9 protein-coding genes and 1 pseudogene are annotated in these 17,542 nt (G+C 69.6%); 7 read left to right on the plus strand and 3 right to left on the minus strand.

The genetic code is table 11. From position 1 onward, the window contains the following. Window positions 1-19: 19 nt before the first annotated feature. The 5 genes from speB (at window position 20) to lysA (ending at window position 6,106) form a co-directional block, all read left to right on the plus strand. The gene (gene speB, locus OG558_RS37470; protein WP_405067246.1) at window positions 20-1,045 is read left to right on the plus strand and encodes an agmatinase; all 1,026 of its coding nucleotides are present in this window, start codon (window positions 20-22) and stop codon (window positions 1,043-1,045) included. A 90-nt stretch (window positions 1,046-1,135) separates the two neighbouring features. Continuing rightward, the gene (locus OG558_RS37475; protein ID WP_405067247.1) at window positions 1,136-2,590 is read left to right on the plus strand and encodes an amino acid permease; all 1,455 of its coding nucleotides are present in this window, start codon (window positions 1,136-1,138) and stop codon (window positions 2,588-2,590) included. Continuing rightward, entirely contained in the window at window positions 2,587-3,507 is a 921-nt protein-coding gene (locus OG558_RS37480; RefSeq protein WP_405067248.1) for a universal stress protein, read from the plus strand. The genes OG558_RS37475 and OG558_RS37480 overlap by 4 nt, the downstream gene beginning before the upstream one ends. A 2-nt stretch (window positions 3,508-3,509) precedes the next feature. Next, a complete protein-coding gene (locus OG558_RS37485) occupies window positions 3,510-4,865 on the plus strand; it encodes a pyridoxal phosphate-dependent decarboxylase family protein (protein ID WP_405067249.1) in 1,356 nt (451 codons plus the stop codon). Then, window positions 4,862-6,106, plus strand: coding sequence for a diaminopimelate decarboxylase (lysA, locus tag OG558_RS37490; protein WP_405067250.1), 1,245 nt, complete (start codon window positions 4,862-4,864; stop codon window positions 6,104-6,106). The genes OG558_RS37485 and lysA overlap by 4 nt, the downstream gene beginning before the upstream one ends. On the opposite strand, the gene OG558_RS37495 is transcribed toward lysA, so the two are convergent. After that, entirely contained in the window at window positions 6,107-7,552 is a 1,446-nt protein-coding gene (locus tag OG558_RS37495) for a gamma-aminobutyraldehyde dehydrogenase (RefSeq protein WP_405067251.1), read from the minus strand. 68 nt (window positions 7,553-7,620) lie between these two features. Between OG558_RS37495 and OG558_RS37500 the strand changes: the two are divergent. Both OG558_RS37500 and OG558_RS37505 read left to right on the plus strand, forming a co-directional pair. Beyond that, window positions 7,621-9,534, plus strand: a pseudogene (locus OG558_RS37500) (primary-amine oxidase); the annotation flags it as partial. A gap of 71 nt (window positions 9,535-9,605) precedes the next feature. Beyond that, window positions 9,606-9,794, plus strand: a complete 189-nt coding sequence (locus tag OG558_RS37505; protein ID WP_329476369.1) for a hypothetical protein — start codon at window positions 9,606-9,608, stop codon at window positions 9,792-9,794. Window positions 9,795-9,805: 11 nt separating this feature from the next. Here OG558_RS37505 and OG558_RS37510 read toward each other — a convergent pair whose 3' ends face one another. Both OG558_RS37510 and OG558_RS37515 read right to left on the minus strand, forming a co-directional pair. Beyond that, a complete protein-coding gene (locus tag OG558_RS37510; RefSeq protein ID WP_405067252.1) occupies window positions 9,806-11,962 on the minus strand; it encodes a transglycosylase domain-containing protein in 2,157 nt (718 codons plus the stop codon). A 21-nt stretch (window positions 11,963-11,983) separates the two neighbouring features. Continuing rightward, the gene (locus tag OG558_RS37515; protein WP_405067253.1) at window positions 11,984-17,488 is read right to left on the minus strand and encodes a carboxyl transferase domain-containing protein; all 5,505 of its coding nucleotides are present in this window, start codon (window positions 17,486-17,488) and stop codon (window positions 11,984-11,986) included. Window positions 17,489-17,542: the final 54 nt, after the last annotated feature.

Here is a 17,542-nt window from a genome sequence, read left to right on the forward strand (position 1 = left end):
GGGGTGCGAGACTCCGAAGATGAGCCGCTACGGCCAGCAGTTCGGCCCGGACTTCACCTTTCTCGGAGTTCCGGTCTGCGATCTGGACGACCCGGCGTCGTACGCGGATGCGCAGGTGGTCATCCTCGGGGCGCCGTTCGACGGCGGGACCTCGCACCGGCCGGGCGCCCGGTTCGGGCCGATGGCGATCCGGATGCGGGACTACCTCGGCCATGACGGATCGCGGCCGAGCCTGGCGCTGCGCACCGACGGACTGGTCGACCTGCACGTCGTCGACGCCGGCGACGTCGAGATGTACTCGGGCGACATCGAGGTCGCGCTGCCTGCACTCGAGGCAGCGGTCGAGCGGGTGACCCGCTCGGGTGCCATCCCGATCGTGCTCGGCGGCGACCACTCGATCGCGTTCCCGGACGCGAAGGGCGTCGCGAACGTGCTCGGCCACGGCCGGGTGTCGATGCTGCACTTCGACGCGCACGCGGACACCGGCGACATCGAGTTCGGCTCGCTGTGGGGACACGGGCAGCCGATGCGCCGGCTGATCGAGTCCGGCGCGCTGCGCGGCGACCGTTTCCTGCAGATCGGGCTGCGCGGGTACTGGCCGCCGCCGGACACGCTGGACTGGATGGCCCAGCAGCGGATGCGGTCCTACGAGATGACCGAGATCGTGCACCGCGGCCTGGACGAGTGCCTGACCGAGGCGTTCACGATCGCGACCGACGACTGCGACGGCGTCTTCCTGTCCGTCGACATCGACGTCTGCGATCCCGGCCACGCCCCCGGCACCGGGACGCCCGAGCCCGGTGGCCTGACCGCGCGCCAGTTGCTGGACGCCGTACGGCGGATCTGCCTCGAACTGCCCGTGGTCGGGATGGACGTGGTGGAGGTGAGTCCGCCGTACGACCACGCCGACATCACGGCCGCGCTGGCGAATCGCGTCGTACTGGAAGCGGTGTCGGCGATCGCCCGCAAGCGCCAGGACGAACGCGACGGCACCCGGTGGGGCCCCGCTCACCCCCTGCTCCGCGATCGCCCCGGGCCGAGCTGACCTGTTCCCTGCGCGGAACGCGGGTGCCACACTCCGAAGAAGGTGGCGGTGGCGGGGGACGGGTGGGCACCTCCGTCGAGGGGAGGCACCATGGCGATGACCATGCAGCAACTGTTCCGCCGCAAGCCGGTCCCGGAGATGGCGCAGGAGAGCGGCTCGGACACCGGCCAGAGCGAACTGGTCCGCTCGATCGGGTTGTTCCAGCTGTCCATGTTCGGCATCGGCGCCACCATCGGCACCGGAATCTTCTTCGTTCTCGCGCAGGCCGTGCCGGTCGCGGGACCAGCGGTGATCTGGTCGTTCGTGATCGCCGGTGTGGTGGCCGGGCTGACCGCGATCTGCTACGCCGAACTGGCGAGTGCGGTCCCCGTCTCGGGTTCGTCGTACTCGTATGCCTACGCGACGCTCGGCGAGCTGCCGGCGATCGGAGTGGCTGCGTGCCTGCTGCTGGAGTACGGCGTGTCCGCTGCCGCCGTCGCGGTCGGCTGGTCGCAGTACCTGAACGAACTGCTCGACAACATCTTCGGCTTCACCATTCCCGACAACCTCTCGCAGGCGCCCGAGCAGGGTGGCGTGTTCAACCTGCCCGCGGTCATCCTGGTCACGCTCTGCACGCTGCTGCTGATCCGCGGCGCGAGCGAGTCGGCCAAGACCAACGCGGTGATGGTGTGCATCAAGATCGGCGTCCTGCTGCTGTTCGTCGTCCTCGGGCTGAAGGGCTGGAACTCCGACAACCTGGCGAACTTCGCCCCGTTCGGCCTCAGCGGAATCACCTCCGCGGCCGGCATCATCTTCTTCTCCTACATCGGCCTGGACGCGGTCTCCACGGCCGGTGAGGAAGTGAAGAACCCGCGGCGGACGATGCCGATGGCGATCCTGATCGCACTCGTCACGGTCACCGGGCTCTACATCGTGGTCACGCTGGTCGCGGTCGCCGCCCAGCCGTCCGGCCAGTTCGAGAACCAGGAGGCCGGTCTGTCGGCGATCCTGGAGAACGTCACCGGGTCGACCTGGCCGGCCACGGTGCTGGCCGCGGGCGCGGTGATCTCGATCTTCAGCGTCACGCTGATCGTCATCTACGGGCAGACCCGCATCCTGTTCGCGATGGCCCGCGACGGGATGATTCCGGAGCTGTTCCACAGGGTGAACCCGCGCACCCACACGCCGGTGCCGAACACCGTGATCGTCGCGGTGCTGATCTGCCTGCTGGCCGGGTTGATCCCGATCAACTTCCTCGCCGAGATGACGAGTATCGGCACGCTGGTCGCGTTCCTGGTGGTGTCGATCGGCGTGATCGTGTTGCGCCGTACCCATCCGGAGTTGCCGCGCGGCTTCAAGGTGCCGGGGTATCCGGTGACGCCGATCCTGTCGATCGCCGGCTGCCTGTGGATCATCAAGGACCTGCGCGCGGTGACGATCTGGGTGTTCCTGATCTGGCTCGCGGTGGCCCTGACCTTCTACTTCTTCTACGGCTTCAAGCACTCGCACCTCGGCCGGCACGAGCACGTCGGGCTGATCCACGACGAGGACGGGCCGCAGCCATGACGATGATCGTCGGCTACGGCTCCGACGAGCGCGGCAACGCGTCCCTGCATCTGGCGGCCATGCTGGCCCGATCGGCGCACGACAATCTGATTGTCTGCAGCGTCGTACCGGCGCCGTGGGTGCCGGGGCTGGCGCGCGTGGACGCCGAGTACCAGGACCACCTTGCGCAGGGCGCGGACCAGGCCCTCGAGCGGGCCCGGAGCTTCCTGCCGGGTGACGCGCCGACGGCGTACATCCGGCACAGCGCGCGGTCCGCGCCGGCCGGTCTGCTCGAGATCGCCGAAGAGCACGACGCCCGGCTGATCGTGCTCGGTTCGTCGTCGGCCGGCGTGTTCGGTCACATCGCGCTCGGCAGTGTGACGGACCGGCTCCTGCACAGCTCGCATGTCTCGCTCGCCCTGGCAACGCGGGGATTCCGGTGTCCGGGCGACCAGACCGTGGCGCGGGTGACCGCGGCCTTCGGCGGCACAGAAAGCGCCGAAGACCTGGTACTCGCGGCCGCCACGATCAGCACTGACCTGAGCGCATCGCTGCGGATCGCGACGTTCGCCGTGTGGTCCCGGCCGGCGTACACGACCAGGCTGGGCACCGACTCCGAAGATCTGGTGATGGACGAGTGGCGGGCCGAGCTGGACAAGTCCGTGACCGCCACGCTCGCGCAGGTGAAGCACCTGCCCGAGCAGCCGCGCGCCGTCGAGACGGTGGTCGGGTCCGGCCCGACCTGGGCCGAGGCGATCGAGGACGTCGGCTGGGATCCCGGTGACGTACTGGTGGTCGGATCCAGCGACCTCGGGCCGGTCGCGCGGGTGTTCCTCGGCTCCCGGGCGACCAAGATCCTCCGGCACTCCCCCGTCCCGGTCCTGGTCGTCCCGCGTAGCCGGGCCGAGGAGCTGGCCGGCCAGGCCACCGAGGACTGACCATGCACGAAGTCGACCAGACGACCGAGCAGATGGTGCGCAGCGTCCTCGCGTACGCCGAGAACCGGCTGCGGATGGATCCCGTGCCGCTCGACCGCAACACGCTCCCCGCGCACGAGCTGTACGAACGGCTCGACGGGCTGATCCGCGACGCACCGCGGCACCCGGACGAGGTGCTCGGGGTCTACTCGTCCGTCATCGCGCCCAGCGTGATCTCGGCCGACAGCCCGCGCTTCCTCGGGTTCATCCCGGCGGCGCCGACGAAGGCGAGCCTGCTGTTCGACATGCTGGTGTCCTGCGCGTCGATCCAGGGCATCTCGTGGCTGGAGGCCGCCGGCGCGATCGCGGCCGAGAACACCGTGCTCCGGCTGATCGCCGACGAAGCCGGGCTGCCGCCGGGCGCGGGTGGCTGTTTCGTCTCCGGCGGTTCGGCCGGCAATCTCTCCTCGCTGGCGGTCGCCCGGGAAACCGCGAAGAAGCGGCTCGGGACCGATCGTCGGCTGCGCGTCATCGTCGGCACCGACGCGCACTCCTCGATCGTCAACACCCTGCGTCTGCTGGAGCTGGACGCGCTCGTCGTCGACACGCCCGACCATCGGCTCACCGCCGACACCGTCCGGGCCGCGGTCGCCGCCGATCCGGATCCGTCGAACATCGCGGCCCTCGTCTGTACGTCGGGCACCACCAACGCCGGCATCATCGACGACCTGGCCGGCTGCGGCGCGCTCGCCCACGAGCACGGCTGGTGGTTCCACGTCGACGGCGCGTACGGCGGCTCCGGCATCTTCGCGCGCTCACTCCGGCCGAAGTACGCCGGGATCGAGCAGGCCGACTCGTTCATCCTCGACCCGCACAAGTGGCTGTTCACCCCGTTCGACTGCTGCGCCCTGATCTATCGCGATCCCGAGCTCGCGCGGGCGACGCACACCCAGGACGCGTCGTACCTGGACGTCATCCATGTGTCCGACGGCGAGTGGAATCCGACCGACTACGCCTACCACCTGACCCGCCGGGCCCGCGGTCTGCCGCTGTGGTTCTCGCTCGCGGTGTACGGCGTGGACGCGTACCGCGAGGCGATCGAGACCGCGGCACGCCTGGCCCGGGAGACGGCCGGGCTGATCAAGGCCAGGCCGCACCTCGAACTGATCCGGGAGCCCGACCTCGGCGTCGTCCTGTTCCGGCGGCTGGGCTGGTCGGGTGAGGACTACGACAAGTGGGCGCGGCAACTCCACGAGGACGAGGTCGCGTTCATCCCCCCGAGCAAGTGGGAAGGCGAGACGATCGGCCGGTTCGCGTTCCTCCATCCCGGCACCAGCCTCGACGTTGTTCGCGAGGTGCTGGCCCGGACCGAGCCATGAGCGACCTGCTCTCGCTCTTCCCGGCCGGGAGCCGGCTCGACGCGGACGGCACCCTGGTGGTCGGCGGCTGCCGCGCGGACGACCTCGCCACCGACTTCGGTACGCCGGTCCTCGTCGTCGCCGAGGAAGCACTCCGAGCCCGCGCCCGCGAGTACCGCGACGAACTCACCGCCCGCCGGCCGAACTCCCGTGTCGTCTTCGCGTCCAAGGCCTTCCCGTGTACGGCGGTCCAGCGGGTGATGGTCGAGGAAGGACTCGGCCTGGATGTCGCGGGCGGCGGCGAGATCCTCACCGCATTGAAGGCCGGTGTCGATCCGGCGCTGATCGTGCTGCACGGCAACGCGAAGAGCGACGAGGAGATCGCGCTCGCGGTCGACCACGGCATCGGCCTGGTCGTGGTGGACAACGCAGACGACGTGGACCGGCTGGAAGCGACCGGCCGCTCGCAGGACGTGCTGGTGCGCATCATTCCGGGCGTCACCGCGGACACCCACAGCCATGTGCTGACCGGGCACGAGGGCTCGAAGTTCGGTCTGGCGCCGGCTGACGCGGCCCGGCTGATCCAGCGGATCGAGCACAGCCCACGGCTGCGGATGCGCGGACTGCACGTCCATGTCGGTTCACAGATCCTCGATGTCGAACCGTTCGCGGAGTCGGTCGCGCCGGTCGCCCGGCTCGGCGAGTTCGAGGTGTACGACCTGGGCGGTGGGCTCGGCGCCCGGTACACCTGGGCCGACGAGCCGCCCACGGTGGCGGCGTACCTGGACGCCCTGATCGGCGCGGCGAGGCAGCACCTCCCCGCCTCCGCCCAACTGATCATCGAGCCTGGACGCAGCATGGTCTGTACGGCGGCGACCACGATCTACCGGGTCACGACGGTGAAGCGGGGTGTGATCACGTTCGTCGCGGTGGACGGCGGGATGGGCGACAACCTGGAGGTCGCGTTGTTCGAGCAGCGGTTCGAGGCGGGCATCGTCGGGCGCTTCGACGGTCCCGTGGAAACGGTGACCGTGGTCGGCCGGCACTGCGAGAGCGGCGACGTCCTGGTCGACGGCGTACCGCTGGCCGATCCGCGCGTGGGTGATCTGCTGGCCGTGCCCGCCACGGGCGCCTACTGCTACACGATGGCGAACAACTACAACGGCAACCGCCGGATCCCGGTTGTGTTCGCGGACCAGGGCGCCGCGCGCCTCGTCGTACGCCGGGAGACCTGGGACGACCTGATGGCCCGGGACGTCTGATCAGCCCTCGAAGCCGTGATGGAGCATGACGTGCTTGATCCGCGTGTAGTCCTCGAGTCCGTACATCGACAGATCCTTGCCGTAGCCCGAGTGCTTGAAGCCGCCGTGGGGCATCTCGGCGATCAGCGGGATGTGTGTGTTCACCCAGACGCAACCGAAGTCGAGCCGCGCGGACATCCGGGCCGCGGTGTTGACGTTGGTGGTCCACACCGAGGAGGCCAGACCGTACTCGCTGTCGTTCGCCATCCGGAGTCCTTCGTCCTCGTCCGCGAACTTCTGTACGGTCAGGACCGGGCCGAAGATCTCGGTCCGGATCAGCTCGTCGTCCTGCTGCAGGTCCGCGACGATCGTCGGCTCGTAGAAGTACCCGGTCTCCCCGATCCGGTGGCCACCGGTCGTCACCCGGGCATGGTCGGGCACCCGGTCGACCAGGCCGGACACATGTCCGAGCTGGTTGGCGTTGTTGATCGGCCCGTACAGGATGTCCTCGTCGGTGGGGTCGTATCCGGTCCGCGTCTGCTGGGCCGCGTCGGTGAGCTCCTGCACGAACTCGTCGTAGATGCCTTGCTGCACGAGCACCCGGGTGGCCGCCGTACAGTCCTGGCCGCCGTTGAACAGGCCGGCCACCGAGATGCCCTCGATCGCGGCCGTGATGCCGGCGTCGTCGAACACCACCACCGGCGCCTTGCCGCCGAGCTCGAGATGGGCCCGCTTCACATCGGCCGCGGCGGCCATCGCCACAGCCATGCCGGCTCGCGTCGATCCGGTGATCGAGACCAGCTGCGGGACCTTGTGCCTGGTCAGCGCGGCGCCGGTGTCACGGTCGCCGCAGACCAGGTTGCAGACGCCGGGCGGAAAGATCTCCTGCATCCGCTCGACCATCCAGTACGACGACGCCGGCGTAGTGTCGGACGGCTTCAGGACGACCGTGTTCCCGGCGGCCAGTGCCGGGGCGAACTTCCAGACCGACATCATCATCGGGTAGTTCCAGGGCGCGACCTGGGCGACCGGGCCGATCGGTTCACGCCGGATCGACGAGGTGAATCCGCGCATGTACTCACCGGACGACTTGCCCTCCAGCACCCGCGCCGCACCGGCGAAGAACCGGATCTGGTCGACCATCGGCGGGATCTCCTCGGAGCGGGTCAGCGCCACCGGCTTGCCGGTGTTCTCGCTCTCGATCGCGATCAGTTCCTCGGCGCCGTCCTCGATCAGGTCGGCAAGCTTCAGCAGCGCGTGCTGCCGCTCGCTCGGCGTCGACCAGCGCCAGGTCTCGAACGCGCTCGCCGCGGCCTGGAAGGCCAGGTCGACATCATGCTCGTCGGAGTTCGGCGCGGACGCGTAGACCTCGCCGGTGGACGGGTTGACGATGTCCATCATCGCCCCCGACGCGGCGGCCTGGATCGTGCCGCCGATGACGTTGTGGAAGACCTGCTTGTCCGGCATGACAGCTCCCTCGCGGCGCACGATCCCGTCCCCGTTCCCTCAATCTAGGCTCAGCTACCAACCAGGAGAAGGCCATGGCGACGCATCCACTCGATCCGCTGGACGAGCACGAGTTCCGGCACACCACGGCGATCCTGCGCCGCGACGAGGAGCTCGGCGGATCCTGGCGCTTCGCCGCGATCGAACTGCTCGAGCCCGACAAGGCCGCGGTGAAGGCCTGGCGTCCCGGTGATCCGATTCCCCGGGCCGCGTTCGCCGTCCTGTGGAACCGGGCCGACAACCAGACCTGGGAAGGTGTCGTCGACCTGACCGGCGACCGCGTCGTCTCGTGGACCGAGGTAGCCGGCGTCACCCCCAACTTCACCGTCGACGAGTACCACGAGGTCGACGACGCGATGCGGGCTCATCCCGACGTGATCGCCGCCCTGGCCGAGCGTGGCATCACCGACCTGTCGCTGGTGCTGATCGAGGTGTGGACCTACGGCAAGGCGTTGATGCCGGAGAGGTACCGCGACCGGCGGCTCGGCTGGTGTGACATCTGGTACCGCGAGACTCCCGACGGCAACCCGTACGCACACCCGGTGTCCGGCCTGAAGGTCGTCGTCGACATGAACACCCTGGAGCTGCTCGAACTCGAGAACGACCACAACCACGGTCAGCCGGACGTCAACGCGGAGTACGCCCCCGGCCCGTGGACGGGCGAGCTGCGCACCGACCTCAAACCGCTCGAGGTCACCCAGCCGGAGGGCGTCTCGTTCACCGTCGACGGCACCGAGCTGAAGTGGCAGAACTGGACGATGCGGCTCGGCTTCAACCACCGCGAGGGTCCGGTCATCTACCAGGTCACGTACGACGATCACGGCACGACCCGCGACATCGCCTATCGGATGTCGTTCACCGAGATGGTGGTCCCCTACCGCGACGCGTCGTTCGACCACTACCGGCGTACGGCGTTCGACATCGGTGAATGGGGTCTCGGGTTCATGACGACCTCGCTCGAGCTGGGCTGCGACTGTCTCGGCGAGATCGTGTACCTGGACGCCGTGCTGCATGACACGCGCGGCGAGCCGTACCCGATCAAGAACGCGATCTGCCTGCACGAGGAGGACAACGGCGTCCTCTGGAAGCACGTCGATCACACGACCGGCGCCGAGGTACGGCGGATGCGCCGGATGGTCGTGTCGTGTCACGCGACCGTGGCGAACTACGAGTACCTGATCTACTGGCGCTTCTACCAGGACGGCAACATCGAGTGCGAGGTCCGCGCGACCGGGCTGATGGTGACCACGCCGTTCGCGGCGGACGGTACGCCGCCACCGACCGGGACCGTGGTGGACACGCAAACATATGCGCCGTTCCACCAGCACTTCCTGGTCGCGCGGCTCGATCTCGACGTGGACGGTGAGGGGAACACCGTGCAGGAGGTGGACTCCCGGGCGCTGCCGGTCTCGGCCGAGAACCCCTACGGACTCGCGGTCGTCACCGAGGCGACGCCGATCCGCTCCGAGTCCGAGGCCGCCCGCGATTTCAATTGGGCGACCCAACGATCCTGGAAGGTGGTCAACCCGAACCGGGTCAACGCCGTCGGCACGAACCCGGCGTACAAGCTCGTCCCGAGCGCGTCGATCCCGCCGTTGATGGACCCGGAGACGCCGCAGTATCTGCGCGCACCGGTGATCGGGCACACGGTCTGGGTGACCCGGCAGCACGAGGAGGAGCGCTGGCCGTGCGGCGACTACCCGACCCAGTCGACGGTCGACGACGGGATGACGCGGTGGATCGCGGACGACGAACTGCTGGAGAACACCGACATCGTGCTCTGGTACGTGTTCGGCATCCACCACGTCACCCGGGTCGAGGACTGGCCGGTGATGCCGGTCGACACGATCGCCTTCTGGCTCAAGCCGTTCGGCTTCTTCGACCAGAACCCGTCGATCGACGTGGCGCCCACGACGAAGACCGACGGCGAGGTGTGCCACTGAAGCGTTTGATGAACCCTGTCGTGACGCTAGCTTGTCGGCACTCAGCCGTTCCGAGGACAAGGGGTGAGGTCATGGCATTCGGCCGGAAGAGTGGGCGCGACATTCCGCACGGCGACAAGATGAAGGGGCGGCAGGCCAAGACCGCCACCGGCTCCGGTGGCGGTGTGCGCGGCGACGGCAAGATCGTCGACCCGAAGGGGAAGGTGATCGGGAGCGTCGCCGGGCGCAAGCTCAGGGACACCAACGAGCACGGGGGCTAGGCTCAGCGCGGCTAGTTCGGGGTCGGCTGGTTCTGGTTCGGCTGGTTCTGGTTCTGGTTCTGGTTCGGCTGGCTCTGGTTCGGTTGGCCGGAACTGGCCGAGGCCGGGCCCTGGATCATCTTTGCCGGTGGGGTGACGAAATGCTTCACCGGCATGCCGTCCAGCGCGCCCTGCATCGCGGTCTCCCAGAGCGGTCCCGCCGTTCCCGAGCCGGTCGGATCGGCGATGTCCACGCCGTCCAGGGTGTGCCGGAACATCAGGTTCGTATACGGGATGCTCGCGTCGGCGACCACTGCGGCCGCGGCCAGGTTCGGGGTGTAGCCGCAGAACCAGACGGCCAGGTTCTGCTGGATGGTGCCGGTCTTGCCGCCCATGTCCCGGGTGCCGAACCGCAGCCGGCCGCCCGTCCCGCCGGGCATCATCACGGCACTGAGCACCCGGTTGACCCCGTCGGCGACAGCGCGGGGAATGGCCTGCTTGCACTCGACGCCCGGGGTGTCGATCGGCCGGCCGCCGTTGTCCCGCACGGCCACGACGAGGAGCGGCTTGCAGTACTTGCCACGGGCCGCGAAGGTCGCGTAGGCGTTCGACAGCATCAACGGCGTCACATAGCCGACCCCCAGCGTCATCGACACGACCTGGTCGAGCGGCCCGCCGGTCTGCGCGTTGTACATCCCGAGCCGGGACGCGATCCGCGCGATCGGGCACAGGCCGGTCCGCTGGGACAGTTGCAGGAAATAGGTGTTGGTCGAGAACCGGGCCGCGTCGACCATGGTCAGGTCGCCGCTGTGCGTCGAGTTCTTCGGCCGGTAGTCCCGGTCCCGGGTCCAGCCCGTGCAGGTCGTGAACTTCTTCCCGCTCAGATCGATCTGCGCCGGTGAGTTGATCCGGTAGTCCATCGCGAAGCCCTTCTGCAGGGCTGCCGCGATCGTGAACGCCTTCATCGTCGAGCCGTTCTGGAACCCGCCGAACCCGCCGGCGTAGGACTTCTCGACGTTGTAGTTGTAGTTCGTGTGGTTGCGGCCGTTGCCGTACGGCTTGCTCTGCACCATCGCCTTCACCACGCCGGTGCCCGGCTCGACCATCGTGATCGCCGCGATCGCGGTGTCGGTGCGTTTGCTGTGCTCCTTGATCGACGCCTGCGCGGCCGCCTGGATCCGCGGGTCGATCGAGGTCCGGATGGTCAGGCCGCCGGTCTTCAAGTAGTGGTCGCGGTCCTTCACGGTCGCCCCGAGCGCCGGATTCTCCAGCAGTTTCGAGACGACGTAGTCGCAGTAGAAGGGGTAGCGCGAGTTGGCGCAGCCGTTCGGCACCGGTTCGACCCTGGCCAGGTCGATCACCGGGGTCCTCAGCGCCTGGTTGGCCTGGTGCAGCGAGATCACGCCGAGCTCGAGCATCCGCCGGATCACCACGTCCCGCCGCGCCGTGGACCGGGCCAGGTCGTTGGTCGGGTCGTAGCCGGTCGGGTTCTTCACCAAGCCCGCCAGCAGCGCGGCCTGCGGCAGCGTGAGCTTGGCGGCCGTGGTCCGGAAGTAGTGCTGGGCGGCGGCCTGGACGCCGTACGAGCCGTCGCCGAAGTTCACCAGGTTCAGGTACCGCTCGAGGATCTCGTCCTTGGACAGCTGGTCCTCGATCGCGATCGCGTAGCGCAACTCGGTCAGCTTGCGCTGGTAGGTGACCGCGGTCGCGTCGGCGCGTTCCGCGGCGGTCTTGGCCTTCTCGACCAGGCTGAGCTTCACGTACTGCTGGGTGATGCTCGAGCCGCCCTGCTGCACCTCACCCTCGGTCTGGTTGCGGATCATCGCCCGCAGGGTGCCCTTCAGGTCCAGGGCGCCGTGGTCGTAGAACCGGGAGTCCTCGATCGCCACGATCGCGGTCTGCATGATCGGGCTGATGTCGGACAGCGGCACCGGCACGCGGTTCTGCTCGTACAGGGTCGCGATCAGCGTCCCGTCCGACGCGAGGATCCGGCTGCGGATGGCCACCGGATCGACGTCGAGCTCCCGCGGCAGATCCTGCACGGACTCGACCACCGCTCGGGAGCCGACCCCGGCGAAGCCGGCGAACGGAATCGCCAGCCCCGCGGCCAGCGCGCCCGCCAGCGCGCTGACCCCGATGAATGTGATCAACGAACGAGCCTTGTTGCGACCGCCCCTCTCGGTACGCATACCTCCAGGCTAAGCCAGCGATCAAACTCCCGATACCCCGGAGATGATTGCCTCGATCAACTTTGGCCGCAGTTCCGGCGCGCTGATCACCGCATCGACCGACCCGACCTCGACCGCACGCCGGATGTCGTGCACCCGATCGAACCCGGCCGCCACCTCGCCGAGCTTCTCAGCCCGGACAGCGGTTCGCACCTCGGCCAGCTCGGTCGCGAGCGCGGCCCGCTCGGCGCCGCTCGCGTCCCGAACTCGCTCTGCCAGCGAAGAAACCCGCACGTCGGCCGCGGTCCGGGCGTCGACCTCACCGGCGAACACGACCGCCGCCGCCGGCGCGCCACCGATCACCGAGGCGTACGAACCCTCCACCGCGAGCACGGTCATCGACGGGTTCAGCGCCTTCGAGAAGACGACGAACGCGCCACCGTGATAGCGCGACACGACGCAGAAAACGATCGGTCCCTCGAAGTTCACGATCGCCCGGCCGATCTCCGCGCCGTATTCGAGCTGCAGGTTCCGCATCGAGTCGGGCGAGCCGTCGAAACCGGACAGATTCGCCAGTACGACGAGCGGGCGGTTGCCGCTGGCCGCGTTGATCGCGCGCGCCACCTTCTTCGACGACCGCGGGAACAACGTGCCGGCCGTGTAGGTGTCCGGGCCGTCGGCCGGTGGGAAACCACGCCGCGGGACCGTCTTGGACTCGATCCCGACCAGGCAGACCGGGAACCCGCCGAGCCGCGCGTCCTGCACCACCGCGGTGTCCGCGTCGGCCATCCCCGCCCAGCGCTCGAGCACCGGGTGGTCCAGGTCGGTCACGGACCGCATCAGCGTGCGGATGTCGAACGCCTTCTTGCGGTCCGGGTTCGTCGCCGCGGAGAAGATCTCGCCGACCGTCTTGAAGTCGCTGTCCGGCACGCTGTGCGGGTACGCCGTGACATCGCGGTCGACCGGGTCCGACGTCTCGGCCCGGCGCGGGCCGCTCTCCCCGGGGACGACGTACGAGTGGTCGTAGTGCGCCATCAGCACGTCCCGGGCGCCCTTGAGGTCGGGCGCCCAGTACTGCGCCTCGCCGTTGGGGCCCATCACCCGGTCGTAGCCGCCGATGCCGAAGTTGTCCTCGGCGGAGACGCCACCGGCGAAGTCCAGCGTTTGTTTGCCGGTCAGGACCATCGCGCTGTCCGGGGTCATCACCAGGATGCCCTTGGTGTGCATCAGCATCGTCGCCTCGGCGTTCCAGTACGGCTGCGCGCCGACGTTGATGCCGGCCACGACGACGTTGATCTCCCCGCCGTCCTGGGTGAATTCGACGATCCGCTTCAGCGCCTTGGCGACCCAGTCCATGTTCTCGGTGCCGGAGTCCATCGAGATCCGGGCGCCGGCAGACAGCGAGTACCACTCGACCGGCGCCCGCATCCGCTCGGCCAGGTCGAGGGCCGCGATGATCCGGGAGCACTCCCGCTCCGCGACCGCGCCGAGCGCTTTCGTCGGGTCGCCGCTGAGCGCGACCCGGGTGACTCCTTCAGGGTGCCGCGACGTCGGCGTACTGACGACGCCGAGGATGATGCCGGCCTTGTTCAGGCCGCGGGGGCGGTCGACCGGGACCAGGGCGCCGGTGTCGTCGAGGTCGTACTCGACGAAGGAGCCGCCCGCACCGGCGACCATGCCGCTGACCTCGTACGGGTAGATGGTGTTGCGGCGGCGCGACCGCTGCACCTTCTGGGCGTAGTCGTCGAGCGGCATCAGCCGACCGGTCGGCGGCTGCTCCACCGAGGTGACGACGCCCGCACCGGGCTGGTAGTAGAACCGCGCCGCGACCGGGTTGATGCTGCCGTCCGGGGCCGCGACCCGGCCCTGGACGAGGACCTCCTCGATCCCGGCCCCCGCGGTCAGCGGGGCGATGTTGCGCTGCAGGGCGGTGACCTCGTCGACCTGGGCGTCGACCACCGGCCAGATGTGCACCCAGACGTGGTTCATGTCGAGCTTCGCCCCGGCCGCGCCCCGATCGGTGCGGGCCCGGCGGATCGCCTCCAGGCAGTTCGCGATCGCCCGCTCCGCGTGCGGCAGCGAGGTCACCTGCCCGTCCTCGTCGCGGACCACGGCGAACTGGCGCACCTGGGCCAGCGCGACCAGGCGCTGGTCGGCCTCGTTGTCGCGCGCGACGCAGTAGTAGAGCAGGACGTCTTCGGGCCCTTCCAGCCGGGTGATCCGGAAGTCGCGCAGCCGCCACAGGTTCAGCCGCCGGCCGACCATCGGGTGGACGCCGCGGACGTTGTCGTCCTCGGTCACCGAGCCACCGGCCGGGCGGTAGGTGAAATACGAGACCGGCCGGTCCTGACCCGGCGCGATCGCGACCGAGAACCGGCGTACCCGCTGGGCGATCGGCAGGTCGGCGACGATCCGGCGGAACCGGTCGGACGCCTCCTGCTGCGACTCCGCCAGGTCCGGGCCGTAGAGGTAGAGCTCGACCACGGCCTCGTGCCCGGCCGGGCGGGCGTCGATCTGGGCGGTCAGCGCCCGGGCCAGCCCGCTGTCCGGGTTGGCGACCTCGGCCACCGTGCCGACCGTGGTGACCAGGTGGCTGGGCCGGTCGTCGATCGTGTAGTCGGCGGTCGCGAACGGCCGCCCGTCGACGGCGAACTCGCGCAGGTCGTGCAGTTCGTACTCGCGGTAGTGCCGGCGGATCAGCACCTCGAGCATCGGCTCGCGGTCCCCCCAGCCGCGCTCCAGCCGCTGCGCCAGGAACCGGACGATCGGCTCCGGGATGGCGGCCAGCGCGTCGACCCGCTCCTGCCGGTCCGGCGCCTCCGGGTGCGCGGTGAGGTCCGCGACCTCGTCACCGACCCCGGCCAGGATCGACGCCCGCTCGGCGTCGACCAGCGGCTGGTCGAACCACCGGAACCGCACGCTCCGGGCCAGGTCGCCGACCACCGGGAAGCGCAGCTGAGTGGCCAGCACCAGCCGGTCCAGCAGGTCGTGCGCCGACTCGTCCAGCGGCGCCTCCGGGCGCGGCTCGGCGATCCAGCGCTGCAGCATCGACGTCACCAGCACGACGTCGGGAGCCGAGCGCTGCTGCGCCAGGAAGATCCGGAAGACCGCCTCTTCCAGCTCGGTGCTGCGCTCCAGATCGCTCACGCCGTAGTGACCGAGCACCCTGGCCAGGCGGGCGCGGAACTCGGCCGGCAGCCCACCCCGGTCAGGGTCGAGGCTCTGCAAGTAGGTGTGGAAGTGCTCGCGCGGGCTGTGCACACGGTTCTCGATCGTGGTATCCGCTCCGGCCGGCCGGTTGCGGCTCAGCTCGGCGAAGTCCGCGAACACCTTCAGCAGCTCGATCTCGGCGACGACAGGCGCCTCCGGCAGCTCCGACCGCGCGGCCAGGTAACCGGCCAGAGTTCCGCCTTGGTCCTGCGGGTCGATGTCGAACCCGAGTAGCATGCTGCGCAGGTCGTCCAGTCCCCGCTCGACCCGCTCGGCCGCGGACTTCTCCCCCGACCCGTTCGGCAGATCCAGCTGTACGCCGTTCTCCGCCGGAGCGGCCTCCTCGGCACCGGCGTCGTCGGCCACCGGCTCCAGCCGAAGCAGCGGCGCGCCGGTCTCCACCTGGCTGCCGGTGGCGACCAGCAACTCCTTCACGGTCGCCTTGAACGGCGCGTACAGCACCGTCTCCATCTTCATGCTCTCCAGCACGAGCACCGGCGCACCGGCCTCGACCTCGGCGCCGCTCTGCACCGGCGTCGCGACCACGAGCGCAGGCGCGGGAGAACGCAGTACGCCGCCCTCGTCCCGGCTGACGCGATGCGTCACACCGTCCACCTCGACCAGGTGAACCGGGCCGTGCGTCGCGGTCACCAGCCGGAACCGCTGCCCGCCGACGACGAGCCGGCTCGTGTAGTCGTCCAGCCGCTCCAGCTCGGCGTCGACGACCTTGAGGTGGTCGTTGCCGGTGCCGACGCCGACCCGGAACCGGTCCGGCCCGATCCGCGCCACGGTCACCCGATAGCTCGCGCCGCGCAACTTGAGGTCGATCGCCCGGCCCACCTCGTGCTGCACCTGCGGCCGGCCGCCGTGCGCGGTCTCCAGCAACCGCGTCCGCTCGACCTGCTCGGCGTCCTCGTACCCCTCGATCGCGGCCGCGACCAGCGCGACCCCGGAGTGCCGGTGCGACACCAGCCGGCCCTCACCGCGGACCCGGTCGATCCAGCCGGTGTCGGCGCTGCCGTCGATCACCTCGGGCTGGTCGAGCAGGTCGAGGATGAAGCTCTTGTTGGTCGCGCCGCCCTCGATCAGCACCGTGGTCGCGCGGACCGCCCGGCGCAGCCGCGCCAGCGCCTCCTCGCGGGTCCGGCCGTAGCCGATGATCTTCGCGATCATCGAGTCGAAGTCGGCCGGGATACTGTCGCCCGCGCTCACGCCGGTGTCCACCCGGATGCCGGGGCCGGCGGGCAGATCGAGGACGGCGATCCGCCCCGGCGACGGCGCGAAGTCACGGTCCGGATCCTCGGCGTTCAGCCGGGCCTCGACGGCGTGACCGCTCTCGGCCGGCTTCGTGCCCTCCAGCCGGCCGCCGTTCGCGACGTGCAACTGGGCCTTCACCAGGTCCATCCCGGTGGTCAGCTCCGTGATCGGGTGCTCGACCTGGAGCCGGGTGTTCACCTCGAGGAACGCGAAGGTCTTCTCGCCCGGGTGGTAGAGGAACTCCACGGTCGCCGCGCCGCGGTAGCCGACCGCGAGCGCCAGCCGCTCGGCCGACGCCTTCAGATCGTCGACCTGGGACGCGGACAGCAGCGGGGAGGCGGACTCCTCGATGACCTTCTGGTTGCGGCGCTGCACCGAGCAGTCCCGGACGCCGAGCGCCCACGCGGTCCCCTGGCCGTCGGCGATGACCTGCACCTCGACGTGCCGGGCTCCGGTGACGAGACGCTCCAGGAAGACCACGCCGCTGCCGAACGCACGGGCGGCCTCGTCACTGGTGCGCGCGTACGCGTCGGTCAGCTCGTCGGCGGACCGGACCACCCGGATGCCGCGGCCACCACCGCCGGCCGTTGCCTTGAGCATCAATGGGTAGCCGATCGTCCCGGCCGCCTGCAGGGCCGCCTCCAGCGACTCGACCGGCCCGCGGCTCCACGGCGCGACCGGTACGCCGACCTCCTCGGCGATCAGCTTGGACCCGATCTTGTCGCCCAGCTTGCGCATCGCCTCCGGCGACGGCCCGATGAACGTGACGCCGATCCGCTCGCACAGCTCCGCGAACGCCGGGTCCTCGGCCACGAACCCCCAGCCGACCCAGGCCGCATCGGCCTCGGTCTCCCGCAGCGCACGCTCCAGCACGGCCAGGTCGAGGTACGGACGCGCGGACGCCGGGCCGAGCGGGTAGGTCAGGTCCGCCTCGCGAACGAACGTCGCCGTCCGCTCACCATCCGTGAACAGGGCAACGGTCTCGAGCTGCTCACCACCTTCGGCGTTCACCTCACGAACCGCGTTGATCAGCCGCATCGCGGCCTCGCCCCGGTTCACTACTGCGATACGCTTGAACATCGACCGCCTCCGTGTCTCACCCTGCCTTGTACGGTTGGGATCGCCAACCGCTGG

This window comes from Kribbella sp. NBC_01510 (assembly GCF_045040325.1).
Lineage (GTDB): Bacteria > Actinomycetota > Actinomycetes > Propionibacteriales > Kribbellaceae > Kribbella.